Consider the following 14,118-nt stretch of genomic DNA (forward strand, 5'->3'; position numbering starts at 1 on the left):
GTGGAACGTCCGCGCCGAGGGGCGGTTCTCCTTGCCGCTTTCCCGGCGACCGGGGCCGTACGTTTCGTGAAGCCCTTCGTCTCGCCAGCGAGGCGGCTTGCCGCAAGATGCTGCCTCGGCACATCAGAAGTGTGGCTGTCGCACTCCAGGGGGGCTCGATTCATTGCACCTTGGACCGCCTTCGTGCGCCTGTTGCTTTGGCTGCCACGTTCGACCGAGCCGTCCCAAGGCCAGCGCTTCGGTATCGCAGCGCTTCGACGACCACTGAGAAGGTCGGCGAAGGTTGCCTCTGACTTGGGTGATAGAGGTAATAGCCCGGGAATGGATCGCACCAGCCTTCCAGCACGCTACCAGGTTGCCCTCGGCGATGTGCGGCTCGAACTGGGCTTTCGAGTGCAGGCATGCCACGGCCAGGGCGCACGTCATCGCAAGCGGCTTCATCGATCTAGCCGGCGACGCGAAAGAGTCGAGGGTTTTCGCGAGCCGGGCATAAGGCGGCTGCCAGAGCGAGTGTCGACAGGCGTGGGTTCCTGGGAAAAGTATCCATCTACCTGCTAACATGGCGGCATCGTTGCCGATGTATCCGCAGGCTCCGGGTCGCGGATGCGCTGCTTTCTGTCCGGCCGGAGAACTTTGCCATCGTAGACTCGACATGCTGACAAGGTCGTTGCTGTCCGCGGTCTTTTGCCTGTTGCTGATCGCTCTGCAGCCGCTGCCCGTCGAAGCCGAATCCATCCTGCCGGATGGGCGTACGACGACAACGATGCGTCCCTGGCTCGATAAACGAGCCAGGCAGTGGCTGGATGCACGGGAGCCGCTGACGGTAGGCGTGGTTTCCCCCGACTATCCGCCGTTGTCCATCTTCTACGCAGGCTCCTACAAGGGCTTCACGGCCGATTACCTGGCCTTGGTGTTCGAGCGGCCGTTGCGCGTCAGGGACTTTCCGTCGCGGCAGGCGGCAATCGACGCGTTGTCGCAAGGGGAGATCGACCTGCTTGGCGTCGGTAGCGAGGTCGAGGCCCGACAACACGGCTTGCTGGCATCCGCTGCGTATCTTTCCGACCGGCCGGTACTGGTGTCTTCCAGCGGTGCCCCGTTCGATTCGCAGGCGGAGTCCTGGCTGGCCACGGTCAAGGGCTATCTTCCCGCCGAACGTATCAAGGCTGCCTATCCGCACAGCAGGATCATCTGGTTCGACTCGCCGCAGCTTGCCCTGGAAGCGCTGAGCATGGGGGATGTCGATGGCGTGCTGGGGGACGCAGTTTCCACGCACTACCTCATCCAGACCCATTACCTGCTGAACTTGCGCATCGAGAACTTCGCACCCATCGACAGCCAGGGTTTCCGTTTCCTGCTCCGGCCAGGTGACGAACCTCTGCTCGCGCTCATCGATCGCGCCCTGCCGCATATTAGCGGGCGCTACGGCGACGAACTGTTGCGCAGCTGGAGCGCCGGGCGGCGCCTGCGCTTCGACGAGCCCCGGGTGACGCTGTCGCCGGCGGAGCAGCGTTGGCTCTCCGCGCACCCGGTCGTGCCGGTGGTGATCAACCATTCCCTTGGCGCGCTCGGGCAACTGGATAACGAGGGGAGGCTGAGTGGTATCGGGCGTGACTATCTGGACCTGATCGGCAAGCGCAGTGGCCTGCAGTTTTCCTTCACTGGAGCACGCAACTTCGTCGAGACGAAAAGCCGACTGGATGCGGGGGAGGCATTGGTTACGCCGACCATGCCTTCGTCGGAGCGCTTCGATTCCGGCCTCGAAGTGCTGACGCCCTATCTACGCAGCACCACGGTGCTGATGGGCGCCCGCCAGGGTGGCCGGGATGAAAGGGTGGGGCGTGTCCATGGCCTCGCGGACCTGGCGGGCAAGCGATTGGCGACGACGATTGGCTATTTTCTCAACGACTTCATTCGACGCGAACACCCGGAGATCAAGCTCCAGGTCTATCCGACCTTCCTCGCCGCCATGCGCAGCGTAGACGCCGGCCAGAGCGAGGCCGCCATCAGCAGCGACTATACCGGTCGCTATCTGTCCGCCCAGCATTTCGACAACCGGATCCAGGTCGTCGGTATCCTCGATGACCTCTCCATCCCGATCAGCATCGGCGTGGCGAGGAACCAGCCGGAGCTGCAGGGCATCCTGGAGAAGGCGCAGCTGGCGATCGCTCCGGAAGAAGTGGCGGAAATCCTCCACCGCTGGGAGCCTCGCTTCGCCAAGGGAGGGGCGGACTTCTGGCGCGATCACCGGAGCAAGATTCTGCAGATCGGCGGATTGTTCGGCGTACTGATTTCCATCTCCCTCATCTGGGGTTTCTACCTGATGCGCCAGGTGCGCAAGACCCGCCAGGCAGAAGAGCAAGCCGACACTGCCAACCGTGCCAAGAGCGTGTTTCTTTCGACGATGAGTCACGAGATCCGTACGCCATTGAATGCGGTCATCGGCCTGCAGGAACTGGTGCTGAAAAAGGGCGAGAAGGGCGTGTTGGACCTAGATTCGCTGAGCATTGCCCAAGAGGCGGCCCAGGGGTTGCTGCTTCTGCTGGGCAATATTCTCGATTTGTCGCGGATCGAATCCGGTCGGTTCGATTCCGCTCCCGAACCAGTGCTTCCTGGCGAGTTGATCAGAGGAATCCTGCCGCTGGTTGGTGGGCTGACGCGGCAGAAGAATCTTTCCTTGGCACTGGAACTCGACGGGGATCTCGAGCAATGGGTGCTGGTGGATCCCCTGCATTTCAAGCAGGTGTTGTTCAACCTGCTGGGCAATGCCATCAAGTTCACCGAGCGCGGAGGGGTAACGGTGCGGGCGGTGGGGCGGCGCGAGGCGGAGAGGCTTCATTTGCTGCTCGAGGTAAGCGACACCGGCCTCGGTATTTCGGAGGAGGACCAGGCCAGGCTGTTCCGGCCATTCTCGCAGGTCGGCTCGCCTGCGCTTGGCCAGGCGTCCGGCAGCGGCCTGGGGTTGTATATCAGCCGACGCCTGGTGCACCTGATGGGCGGCCAGATCAGCCTGCGCAGCGAACTGGGCAACGGCTCCTGCTTCTCGGTCGAGTTCGATCTTCCGCTGACCGAGCCTCCGCCCTGCGAGTCCAGCGAAGCGCGTTCCGGAGTTGCCGAGGTCGAGGAGCGGAAAGAGGCAAGGGCGCTCTCGATATTGCTTGCGGAAGACCATCCGTTCAATCGGCTGACCCTGACCATGCAATTGGAAAGCCTTGGGCACCGGGTGACCTCCACGGAAGATGGCGAGGAAGCATTCGAACGTTGGCAGGGCGAAGACTTCGACGTCGTGATTACCGACGGCATGATGCCGCGGATGGATGGCTACGAGCTGGCGCGACGGATCCGGTCGCAAGAAGCCCTTGGCGGTCGGCGTCGCTGCTTGGTGATAGCGCTTACCGCCAGCGCCGAGAAGGATGCGCTGGAGCGTTGCCTGGCTGCCGGCATGGACCGGGTCCTGTTCAAGCCGACTACGCTCGATGAGCTCGCTCGGGCGCTGAACGGGGGAGAGCCGCTCATGCCTACGAGCGTCGATTCGCAATGAAAGTGCCCGACTGGTTGCCGTTTTGCGTGCCGCGAGCGGATGTATCGGGTAATCTCTCGCAGAAATGAACCAGCACTAGTGAAGCGAACGATGGGTTTTGAACAACTTGCCGAGCTGAGAGACCGTCTGCGCGCACAGGCGGCGCAGGCGAAACCGGCTCAAACCAAAAGCTCCGCGGGACGCGCGAAGAAACGTGAAGCCGTCGAGCCGGGAGTCGAGGCTATCTGGAGGCTGCAACGGCATTTTCCGCTGGCGTTTCCGAAAAGTCCCGCGGCCAAGGTTCCGCTCAAGCAGGGTATTCTCCAGGATGCGCAGCAGCACCTCGAACTACTGGGAATCACCGCCGAACAACTGAAACAGGCCATCGCCACCTGGTGCCAGGGCAGCCGCTACTGGAGTTGTATGGTGGAAGATGCGCCGCGACTGGATCTGCAAGGCCAGGTTGCCGGCAAGGTAACCGCCGAGCAGGCGGTGTATGCGCGGCGGCAGGCGTCTCGCCGGCAGCGCGAGCAGATGCGCGAGAAGCGCGCCAAGCGTGCACAGGCGGGTGGCGAAGCGCCGGCCGCCACGGAGGCGCCGACGCCTGAAGCGCCCGCAACCGAAGCGAGCCCCGAGGCGAACTGATCGCCGGGGCAGGGCGCGTCGGATCCTGACGCGCCTCTCGGTTGCCGGTCGCTGCGGGCCCATTTCGCGGACGTCTGGGCCCGTTTCTCCCGGCTTGTGCTACGCAATAGCCTGATCTGCAAAGTTTTTTTCGTAGAGCGCTTGCCAAGCTCGGCGAATCCGTCCATAATTGCGTCCATTCCAGCGATGGGTGAGCTAAAAATCTTTTTAAATCAAAGGGTTATAAGTTCAAAGTCGCGTCAGGAAAGAGATTTCAGCGATATGCCAAACGCATGTCGCTTCGCTCAAAGGCTGAGTAGCAGAGTGGTTATGCACCGGATTGCAAATCCGTGAACGCCGGTTCGATTCCGACCTCAGCCTCCAACAGGAAAGCCCCGTAGCTCAGTGAGTTACGGGGCTTTTTTCTTTCCTGTCCGGTATTGCTGAAGCAAGTTCCTTGGGGTGCCCCCATAACGCTTTCATACTTTTACGGTCTCGCAACCGCCTCCCTTTCCCGATAACCGCTCCGTAATTGCTACTTTCCCGGAGTGTCCGAGGAGTACCCCAGCACCTGTCACTTTTTCGGCCGTTGCCTGCAATTCAGCCCCGTGCGCGGCTTTTATCTGGACGCAAGATCCGGTCTGGGTCGGTCATCGGCTGGTCGTCATCGAACATGACCAGCCGAGCCGGTCTGTCCTGCCGCCTGCCTTCCGGGCCTCTATCGATCAACCGTTGTGGCGACCGCGAGCGGAAGGCGCTTGGCGGAGGGCCCGTTTCATCTTGCCTTGCGTTTCAAGGAAACCGGCAGGCCCCAGGTCAGGTCTTCCATGCCTGCTTCGCCGAGTATCTCGGTTTTCATCGGCTGGATCCGCGCGAGCACCTGGCGGCCCGTTTCATCCAGCCTTGGCTGCTCGCGATCGATGAACCTTTTCGTCAGCTCCATGGGCGCGGGCCTCATGAAGACCTGGATATCCTGCAAGGCGCACTTGATGTTTTGCGTGTCCACGGCCTTGCAGGTCTTCCTGTCATAGCTCACGGCCGGGGTCTTCAAGTGGAACCGATCGCTGAGCAGGATCTGCCCAGGCTGAATGGTGAAGGACAGCGGGGCATAGGCGTCGGGTATCTGCGCTTGCAGCTTGATGGAGGGGACATCCTCGATCTTCGTGCCTTCGGCCCAACCGGCATCCGAGACCATTTCCCGCTGGCTGTATTGCTGCTCGGTCCAGCCCACGCATTGGCCGGAGGCCATGTGCACGGCGCTGCAGACATTCTGTGTGTAGGTTTTGTCTGCATAGGAGGCGTCGCGCCAGTAGTTCTCCTTCACGAACCGGCGATACAGCACGGCGGACAGGTTCACCGAACCAAGTGGGCTGGCAGCCGGCTGCCCCTTTGGCGCCTTGATCTGGGCAAGGGTGCTGTCGATCTTGTAGTCGATCCCTCCGGACAGCAGGTAGGTTCCCGGCGGGACGATGTTGACCTCGAGGAAGTCCCACAGATAGACGGCTTCCTTGATCTTCTCCAGGTCGTTGTTGGCAAAGGCCTGCATGTAGGCGATCCCGGGCACGTCCTTGTTCTTGAATATGACCCGATGCGAGTAGCTGGAGAGGTCCGTCACGCTCTTGTTGGGCATGAGTGCCGGTACCAGCACCACGGACATACCTTCGCGGGTAGCCTCATCGATCATGTTCAGGAGCTGGTTGGTGGGGTTCTGCTGGGAACCGCCGAGTCCGGCGTTGCCTAGGGAGGCGCAGGCTGACAACAGGCTTGCCGGGAGCAGGATCGCGAAGGGGCTCAGACGCCGAGCGATGGTTTTCATGAGATATCCTTATCTATACGGGCCAATGACTTAAGGCGAGTGCGGGAAGAATCCTAATCTACTCCTTGCGGATTCCCAAGGAGCGTTCGTCCCGCGCGTAGGAAGGAGCGTTTGAGTCGAGCGCGTCACAGCCTGTTGCTGCAATCCTGGGTACTCACATGCGTTCGAATGCTGGCGAGCCAGTGCGTACTGCGTTGGTGATGGCTCGCTGCGGGTAGAGTTCGTGCCGGTCATCGAGGGCTGGCTGCGTGGGGGCGCAATGAAGACGCGCATCCCAGCTCTTCTGGCGATTCGTGAGTGCGGATCAAATCTGTTTTACCGCCGTACGACTTTTTCCGTTCCCTGCGCCTATCTAACCTGCCGCTCTCTTCAACCCGGGATCGGCAGGCATCTCCGCTGCGGTTCCAGCATGTACGGAACACCATGAAAAACATTCTCCTGCTCAACGGCGGAAAGCGTTTCGCCCATTCCGACGGTCGCCTCAACCAGACCCTGCACGAAACCGCCCTGGCCCATCTGGACCGCCGTGGCTTCGACCTGCGCCAGACCCTCATCGACGGTGGCTATGACATCCCGACGGAGGTGGACAAGTTCCTCTGGGCCGACGTGGTGATCTACCAGATGCCCGGCTGGTGGATGGGCGCGCCATGGACAGTGAAGCGCTACATCGACGAAGTCTTCACGGCCGGACACGGCAGCCTCTATGCCAACGACGGTCGTACCCGCTCCGACAGCACGCAGAAATATGGCAGCGGCGGTCTGGTGCAGGGCAAGCGCTACATGATCTCGGCGACCTGGAATGCACCACGGCAGGCGTTCGACGATCCGAGCGACTTCTTCGAAGGGAAAGGCGTGGATGCGGTGTATTTCCCCTTCCACAAGGCCAACCAGTTCCTCGGCATGTCCGGCCTGCCGACGTTCCTCGCGGTGGATGTGATGAAGCGCCCGGACGTCCCGGCTACCGTCGCTGCCTACCAGGCGCACCTGGACAGGGTGTTCGGGCGCGCCGGCTGAGTTCGACGGCGAGCCTCGTGTCGCTTCGCTGGATGGAGTGGCGGGTCGAAATCCAGGCTCTCGGGACGAGGCCTAATGGTCACGGATCCGCTATCCGGGCTTTTCTCGGCCACGACCCGCGAGTGATCCGAAATTCGATTTTTCCATCAATCCGTCGAATTAGATTTCATCGGGGACGGGCAGGAAAGGATGCTTTGCACGAATATTCGAATGGGCGCATCGTAAAATGAGCGCGCTTCGACCGTGTCGAAGCCACCCCCGACAACGTTGCCGGCAGGTCGCTCATCGACTTCCGACGCCTGCCGCCGAATTCAGGAGATTCACATGTGTCCTTGCCCTCACTCCCAGACCCAGGGAGAAACGGACGGAGAGGCTGAGTGGCATAACGCCGCCCTGGACTTCACCCATGCGATGAGCTACGGCGATTACCTGAAGCTGGAGAAGGTCCTGGACGCCCAGTTCCCGCTTTCGCCCGACCACAACGAAATGCTGTTCATCATCCAGCACCAGACCTCGGAGCTATGGATGAAGCTGATGCTCCACGAACTGCGGGCCGCCCGGGAGCACGTCAAGTCAGGCAAGCTCGGTCCGGCGCTGAAAATGCTCGCCAGGGTCTCGCGGATCTTCGACCAGCTGGTACACGCCTGGGCGGTGCTGGCGACCATGACGCCGACCGAGTACAACACCATCCGCCCGTACCTGGGCCAGTCTTCCGGTTTCCAGTCCTACCAGTACCGCGAGATCGAATTCATCCTCGGCAACAAGAACGCCCCCCTGCTCAAGCCCCATGCTCACCGTGCCGAGCTGCTGGCGGCCCTGGAGCAGGCCCTGCATACGCCGTCGCTATACGACGAAGCGATCCGCCTGATGGCCGCCCAGGGGTTGCCGGTAAGCCAGGAGCGGCTCGCCCGGGACGCGGCGGCCGGCACCTGTTACGAGGCCTCGGTGGAGGCGGCGTGGCGACAGGTCTACCAGGCGCCGGAACGCTACTGGGACCTGTATCAGCTGGCGGAGAAACTGATCGACCTGGAGGACTCGTTCCGCCAGTGGCGCTTCCGTCACGTGACCACGGTGGAGCGCATCATCGGTTTCAAACCCGGCACGGGCGGAACCGAGGGAGTGGGGTATCTGCGCAGCATGCTCGATACCATCCTCTTCCCCGAACTGTGGCGGCTCCGTTCCAACCTGTAGTACCGGATGAGGTGCAGCATCCGCCTGCGCCTCAGTCGTTGCCGGCGCCTCCCGCCGCCCACTCTTGCCGCAAAAGCCCCATGAGAACGACATTCCAGCGTTCCCGGCCGACCCGGGTGGCGGAGCGGCGCAAGCCTTCTTCGCGGAACCCCGCGCGTCGATAGAGATGACGGGCGGCAGCGTTCCAGTCGTACACGTTCAATTCAACGCGCTCGATGTCGGCGTCGGCGAAGGCCTCGGCGAGCAGCGCCTCCAGCATCGGCAGCCCCAGGCCCTGGCCGCGCGCGCTTGGCGCCAGGACTATGCGAGCCAGGCGGACGACGCCGTTGCGGCGGTCGAACAGCAACTGGCAATGGCCGATGACCTGGTCATCCCGGCAAGCGCTCCAGAGCAGGCGCAGCGGCGGTCGCCGGCGGCTTTCCGCGAGGTCTTCATGCATCTGCTCGAGGCTCAGCGGATGCCGCAGGGCGGGGCCGGCCCATTGCACCAGCTCCTTTTCCGTGGCGAACCAGCGTTGCAGGATTGGGAAGTGTTCCAGCTGGAACGGGACGAGTTGCAATTCCGGGACGGAACCCGTGCCGGGTGTGGGCATGCGGAGTGCCTCGCTCAGGTCATCGGGGGGAGCCGGCGTTTAACCGGGGACTTCTTGACGATGGCGGTGTTGGTTTCCGCGTAGCCGTTGATCCTGTCCAGCAGCGTGTCGAGCTGTTCCATCGAACGAACCTGGAGGCGGGCGATGAAGCAGTCGTCACCGGTGACCTTGTCGCACTCGGTGAACTCGGCGATGTCCTGGATCTGTCGCTCGACCTCGTGCAGCCTGCCGGGCAGGGGGCGGATGCGCACGATCGCCTGGAATTGGTAGCCGAAACAGCGGGGGTCGACATCCAGGGTGTAGCCGCGGATCACGCCGCGTTCTTCCAGCTTGCGCAGGCGTTCGGCGACGCTCGGGGCCGATAGCCCGCTGACCTGGGCGAGAGCCTTGAGGGACAGTCGCGAGTCAGCCATGAGGGCGTTGATCAGGCGTTGGTCGATGTCGTCGGTCATGTCGGCCTCGAAAGTTTTTTTTCAAAATAGCCCTGATAAAAAAGGTCGTCACGGGTTTTTGCCTGAGTAATGCGATGGAGGGCTGGAAGACGACTTTGGATAATCATAGGCCTGTCTTGCGGGAGAGCGCCCATGAACGATCCGATCCGTCGCGGTACGCTGGAAATGACTTCGGCCATGCTGATCTGCGGCACCATTGGCTGGCTGGTGCTGCTCTCCGGGCAGCCCGTGCTGGACGTGGTGTTCTGGCGCTGCGTATTCGGTTTCGCCACGCTGCTGGTCGCCTGTGCCGCGCTGGGTTTCCTGCGCCGCGGCAGCCTGGGGCGCGAGGCGTTCCTGCTGGCGCTCCTCAGCGGGGTGTTCATCGTCGGCAACTGGGTATTGCTATTCGCATCCTACTCACGGGCTTCGATCGCCATCGGTACCGCGGTCTACAACGTCCAGCCGTTCATGCTGGTGGGGCTAGGCGCGGTGTTTCTCGGCGAGAAGGTCACTGCGCGCAAGCTGGGCTGGCTGGGGCTTTCGTTCGCCGGCATGCTGGCGATCGTCAGCGCCCACGGCGACAGCGACGCCCCGCGCGGGGACTACCTGTTCGGTATCCTCCTGGCGCTCGCTGCCGCGCTGCTGTATGCCTTTGCCGCGCTGATCGTGAAGCGCCTGCAAGGCACGCCGCCGCATCTTATCGCCTTGATCCAGGTGGGCACCGGCGTGCTGATGCTCGCACCGCTGGCGAACCTTGCCGAACTGCCCCGGCACGTTGCTCCCTGGGCCAGCCTGGCGACCCTGGGAATCGTCCATACCGGGCTGATGTACGTACTGCTCTACGGCGCCATTCAGAAATTGCCGACGGCGCTGACCGGTGCCTTGTCCTTCATCTATCCGGTCGCGGCGATCCTGGTGGACTGGCTGGTCTTCGAACATCGCCTGAGCCTGGCCCAGTGGCTTGGCGTGGCTGCCATCCTGCTCGCCGCGGCGGGCATGCAGCAGGGTTGGAGCGTGCGCCTGCCGAGGCCGGCGGTGCGTCGCGGCTGAGGCGCGGGGGAAAGAAAAAGCCCCGCGACGAGGCGGGGCTTTTCTACGGCGATCTCGGCCGATCAGTTGCCGAAGACCTTGAAGCGTTCGCTTTCGGCGATGAAGGCTTTCTCGCCCGCCGGAGCGGCGATGGCGCCGAAAGGCATCTGTGCGCGCAGCTTCCAGCTTTCCGGCAGGTTCCAGGTCTTGTGGGTCTGCGCATCTACCAGCGGGTTGTAGTGCTGCAGGCTGGCGCCGACTTTGTGCTCGGCGAGGGCGGTCCAGACCGCGAACTGGGCCATGCCGCTGGCCTGCTCCGACCACACCGGGAAGTTGTCGGCGTAGAGGGCGAACTGCTCCTGAAGCTGGCGCACTACCGTCTGGTCTTCGAAGAACAGTACGGTGCCGGCACCGGCGGCGAAGGAATTGAGCTTGGTTTCGGTGGCGGCGAAAGCGTCGGCGGGAACGATCTTCTTCAACTCGTCCTTGGCGATGTTCCAGAACTGCTCGTGCTCGGCGCCGAACAGGACGACCACCCGCGAGCTCTGCGAGTTGAACGCGGAAGGGCTGTGCGAGACGGCCTCCTTGACCAGTTCGACGATTTTCTCCTGGGAGACGGGCAGTTGCTTGTCCAGGGCGTAGATGGTGCGGCGGTTCTTGATGGAGGAGAGGAATGCGTCAGACATCGTGAGGCTCCTTGTTTGGAAATTGGATTCGATATTAACGACGGCCTCGATGAGATCAATGGGAAATAACCGGTGATTCCTATCGGCTGATGCGATGGATACCCGGCTTACCCAGGAAAGCCGGGTATCCACGGTCCAGCGCGGCCAGCAGCGAGAGACGGCAAGTAAGGATGAAAATGGAATATCGAGAAAGTCGATGGGCATAAAACCGCGAGGACTTGGCCTTTGATTCAGGTCAAGGAGGGTGAAGGCCGGGGAGGCGGCCAACCTTTAGTGATGGTGACCTGGCAGCCCGGCTCGGTGATGGTTCGATTGTAGGATTGTCGGACAAAAACTGGAGCGCACGATGTTTGAAAATTTCTCTCCCAGCACCATGCTGGCCATCAAGAAGTACGCCTATTGGCTCTGGCTGCTGCTGGCGTTGTCCATGCCGTTCAACTACTGGATGGCCCAGGACAGCGCGCATCCGGCCTTCTGGGCATTTTCCCTGGTGATTGCGGTATTCGGCATCGGGCCGCTGCTGGACATGCTGTTCGGCCGCGACCCGGCCAACCCCGACGAGGAAACCCAGACGCCGCAGTTGCTCGGCCAGGGCTATTACGTATTGCTGACCCTGGCCACGGTGCCGGTGCTCATCGGTACGCTGGTGTGGGCCGCTGGCGTGTTCGTCGCTTTCCAGGAGTGGGGCTGGCTCGGCCGGTTGGGCTGGATCCTCTCGATGGGCACGGTGATGGGAGCGGTGGGGATCGTCGTCGCCCATGAGCTGATCCACAAGGACTCGGCGCTGGAGCAGGCTGCCGGCGGCATCCTGCTGGCCGCCGTGTGCTACGCGGGGTTCAAGGTCGAGCATGTGCGCGGCCACCATGTGCATGTGTCTACGCCGGAGGACGCTTCGTCGGCGCGTTTCGGCCAGTCGGTCTACCAGTTCCTGCCGCATGCCTACAAGTACAACTTCCTCAACGCCTGGCGCCTTGAAGCGGTGCGGCTGCGCAAGAAGGGCCTGCCGGTGTTCGGCTGGCAGAACGAACTGATCTGGTGGTACCTGCTGAGCCTGGCGTTGCTGGTCGGTTTCGGTTGGGCGTTCGGCTGGCTGGGGATGGTTTTCTTCCTTGGCCAAGCGTTCGTCGCGGTGACCCTGCTGGAGATCATCAACTACGTCGAGCACTACGGCCTGCATCGGCGAAAGGGCGAGGACGGGCGCTACGAGCGGACCAACCATACCCACTCCTGGAACAGCAACTTCGTCTTCACCAACCTGGTCCTGTTCCATCTGCAACGGCATTCCGACCATCATGCCTTCGCCAAACGCCCCTATCAGGTCCTCCGTCATTATGACGATAGCCCGCAGATGCCCAGCGGTTATGCCGGGATGGTGGTGCTGGCGCTGATCCCGCCGCTGTGGCGGGCGGTCATGGACCCCAAGGTGCGGGCCTACTATGCGGGCGAAGAGTTCCAGTTGACGGCCGAACAGAGCGAGCGGCCGGCAGCTTCCTGAGAATGGCCGGCGTCCCCGCTCCGTGCCCGAATAGCTCTTCGTTCGGGCAATCCCGCCTTGCCTGGGGTTGACTATCCTTAGCGATATCTCGGCACGGAAAGGAGCCCAGGGATGAACATTCGGCAGAGAATCCTCGCTTCGGGCGCCATCGGCATCGTGGCTGTGGTGCTGCTAGGCGGGGTCGGCTTCTGGGGGCAATTGCGGTTGGGCAAGGCGCTGTCGGAGAACGAGCTGAGCGTCAATGCGCTGCGCAACCACATGGAAGGCGACATGATGCACGACGCCTTGCGCGCCGACGTCCTCGCGGCGTTCGTGGTCCAGCCCGGCGACGGCGCGGCGGCCGAGCAGGTCCGCCAGGACCTGCAGGAGCACAGCCAGTGGTTTCGCAAGGTGGTCGAGCAGAACCAGGGGCTGCCTCTCAACGACGCCATCCACCAGGCGCTGGTCGAGTTGCGGCCCGACCTGGAAGCCTACATCGGCGCCGCCGAGAGCATCGTCGGCAAGGCGTTGCTCGATCCCGTGGCGGCACGGGCCGAGCTGCCGCAGTTCGTCCAGGCCTTCAAGGAGCTGGAAGGGCGCAACGAAGCGCTCAGCAGCCTGATCGAGAAACACGTCGAGCAGACCAACCGGGCGCGCGAAGACAGCATGCGCTATTCCGCCTGGATGCTCGCGGGCGGCATCCTGGTCGCCTGCCTGGTCCTTGGACAGCTCTGTCGCCAGTTGCTGCGCGCCGTCCTGCAGCCGCTACGCAAACTGGTTTCATCGGCCCGGGTGATCGCCCAGGGCAACCTGCAGGAGCCGATCGGTGTCGACAGCGACGATGAGGCCGGACAGTTGCAGCGGGCCTTGGGCGAGATGCAGGAGAACCTGCGGCAGATGATCACCATCATCCGCCAGGAAAGCGAAGAACTCCATGACACCTCCCAATCCATCGGCCAGACCTCGCAGTCGATCGTCGACGGTGCCAGCCAACAGGCCGACAGCGCCACCAGCATGGCCGCGAGCATGGAAGAGATGATCACCAATATCTCGCAGATTTCCGACCACGCCGACAACGCCAGGGTGATCTCGGCCAAGTCCGAGGAGCTGGCCAGCAGTGGCGGGCAGGTGATCCTCAACGTGGTGGAAGGGATGAGCCGCATCGCCGACGTGGTCAACCAGTCCTCCACCAGCATCACCGCTCTCGGCCAGTCGTCGGACGAGATCCATTCGATTATCCAGGTGATCAAGGGGATCGCCGAGCAGACCAACCTGCTGGCGTTGAACGCCGCCATCGAGGCGGCGCGGGCCGGAGAGGCCGGGCGCGGTTTCGCCGTGGTCGCCGACGAGGTACGCGGGCTGGCGGCGCGGACCACCCAGTCGACCCAGGAGATCACCGCGATGATCGAGCGCATCCGCGCCAGCACGGGGCAAGCGATCAACAGCATGGAGGCCGGCGTGAGCCGGGTCAACGAGGGGGTGTCGTTCGCCCGCCAGGCAGGGGTGTCGATCAACGAGATCCTCGATGGAACCCGTCATGCCGCGTCGGTGGTCGATGAGATTTCCCAGACCATCCGCGAGCAGTCGCGCGCCAGTGATGAAATCGCCCAGCGCGTGGAACTCATCGCCCAGCGTTCGCAGCAGAACACCCAGGCGATGCACGAGATGGCCGCCACCGCCAGGCGCCTGAACGAGGTTGCAGCGACCATGCGCTCGTCGGTGGAGCGCTTCAAGATCTGAC

Annotated in this window: 11 protein-coding genes and 1 tRNA gene; 8 read left to right on the forward strand and 4 right to left on the reverse strand. The window is 62.8% G+C overall.

Features of this window, described 5'->3' with window-relative positions; all coding sequences use genetic code 11:
• Window positions 1-559: 559 nt before the first annotated feature.
• The 3 genes from HMPREF2716_RS17130 to HMPREF2716_RS17140 all read left to right on the forward strand — a co-directional run bounded on the left by HMPREF2716_RS17130 (window position 560) and on the right by HMPREF2716_RS17140 (window position 4,525).
• A complete protein-coding gene (locus tag HMPREF2716_RS17130) occupies window positions 560-3,538 on the forward strand; it encodes a response regulator (protein ID WP_033863110.1) in 2,979 nt (992 codons plus the stop codon).
• 90 nt (window positions 3,539-3,628) lie between these two features.
• Window positions 3,629-4,162 (forward strand): ProQ/FINO family protein, encoded by a 534-nt coding sequence (locus HMPREF2716_RS17135; RefSeq protein ID WP_003099002.1) that lies wholly within the window; start codon window positions 3,629-3,631, stop codon window positions 4,160-4,162.
• 289 nt (window positions 4,163-4,451) lie between these two features.
• Window positions 4,452-4,525 (forward strand) — tRNA-Cys (locus HMPREF2716_RS17140).
• Between the two features lie 391 nt (window positions 4,526-4,916).
• Here the strand turns inward: HMPREF2716_RS17140 and HMPREF2716_RS17145 are convergent.
• Window positions 4,917-5,957, reverse strand: a complete 1,041-nt coding sequence (locus HMPREF2716_RS17145; protein WP_003102461.1) for a hypothetical protein — start codon at window positions 5,955-5,957, stop codon at window positions 4,917-4,919.
• A gap of 423 nt (window positions 5,958-6,380) precedes the next feature.
• Between HMPREF2716_RS17145 and HMPREF2716_RS17150 the strand changes: the two genes are divergently transcribed.
• Together HMPREF2716_RS17150 and kynA are read left to right on the forward strand one after the other, a co-directional pair.
• Window positions 6,381-6,971 (forward strand): NADPH:quinone oxidoreductase MdaB, encoded by a 591-nt coding sequence (locus HMPREF2716_RS17150; protein WP_012614078.1) that lies wholly within the window; start codon window positions 6,381-6,383, stop codon window positions 6,969-6,971.
• Window positions 6,972-7,295: 324 nt separating this feature from the next.
• Window positions 7,296-8,162: a tryptophan 2,3-dioxygenase gene (gene kynA, locus HMPREF2716_RS17155; protein WP_070621967.1), complete on the forward strand. Its 867-nt coding sequence runs from the start codon at window positions 7,296-7,298 to the stop codon at window positions 8,160-8,162.
• A 31-nt stretch (window positions 8,163-8,193) separates the two neighbouring features.
• Here the strand turns inward: kynA and HMPREF2716_RS17160 are convergent, their stop codons facing one another.
• Both HMPREF2716_RS17160 and HMPREF2716_RS17165 read right to left on the reverse strand, forming a co-directional pair.
• On the reverse strand, window positions 8,194-8,754 hold the full coding sequence (locus HMPREF2716_RS17160) for a GNAT family N-acetyltransferase (protein WP_003120045.1): 561 nt from the start codon (window positions 8,752-8,754) through the stop codon (window positions 8,194-8,196).
• Between the two features lie 14 nt (window positions 8,755-8,768).
• On the reverse strand, window positions 8,769-9,206 hold the full coding sequence (locus HMPREF2716_RS17165) for an Lrp/AsnC family transcriptional regulator (RefSeq protein ID WP_003102469.1): 438 nt from the start codon (window positions 9,204-9,206) through the stop codon (window positions 8,769-8,771).
• Between the two features lie 132 nt (window positions 9,207-9,338).
• On the opposite strand from HMPREF2716_RS17165, the gene HMPREF2716_RS17170 reads away from it, so the two are divergent.
• Window positions 9,339-10,238: a DMT family transporter gene (locus HMPREF2716_RS17170; protein ID WP_003116840.1), complete on the forward strand. Its 900-nt coding sequence runs from the start codon at window positions 9,339-9,341 to the stop codon at window positions 10,236-10,238.
• A gap of 62 nt (window positions 10,239-10,300) precedes the next feature.
• On the opposite strand, the gene HMPREF2716_RS17175 is transcribed toward HMPREF2716_RS17170, so the two are convergent.
• Window positions 10,301-10,903 (reverse strand): nitroreductase family protein, encoded by a 603-nt coding sequence (locus HMPREF2716_RS17175; RefSeq protein WP_003113348.1) that lies wholly within the window; start codon window positions 10,901-10,903, stop codon window positions 10,301-10,303.
• Window positions 10,904-11,249: 346 nt separating this feature from the next.
• Between HMPREF2716_RS17175 and alkB1 the strand changes: the two genes are divergently transcribed.
• Both alkB1 and HMPREF2716_RS17185 read left to right on the forward strand, forming a co-directional pair.
• The gene (alkB1, locus tag HMPREF2716_RS17180) at window positions 11,250-12,398 is read left to right on the forward strand and encodes an alkane 1-monooxygenase AlkB1 (protein ID WP_003102475.1); all 1,149 of its coding nucleotides are present in this window, start codon (window positions 11,250-11,252) and stop codon (window positions 12,396-12,398) included.
• 111 nt (window positions 12,399-12,509) lie between these two features.
• Window positions 12,510-14,117: a methyl-accepting chemotaxis protein gene (locus HMPREF2716_RS17185; protein ID WP_003102476.1), complete on the forward strand. Its 1,608-nt coding sequence runs from the start codon at window positions 12,510-12,512 to the stop codon at window positions 14,115-14,117.
• Window position 14,118: the final 1 nt, after the last annotated feature.

Source organism: Pseudomonas sp. HMSC076A11, assembly GCF_001810205.1.
GTDB lineage: Bacteria > Pseudomonadota > Gammaproteobacteria > Pseudomonadales > Pseudomonadaceae > Pseudomonas > Pseudomonas aeruginosa.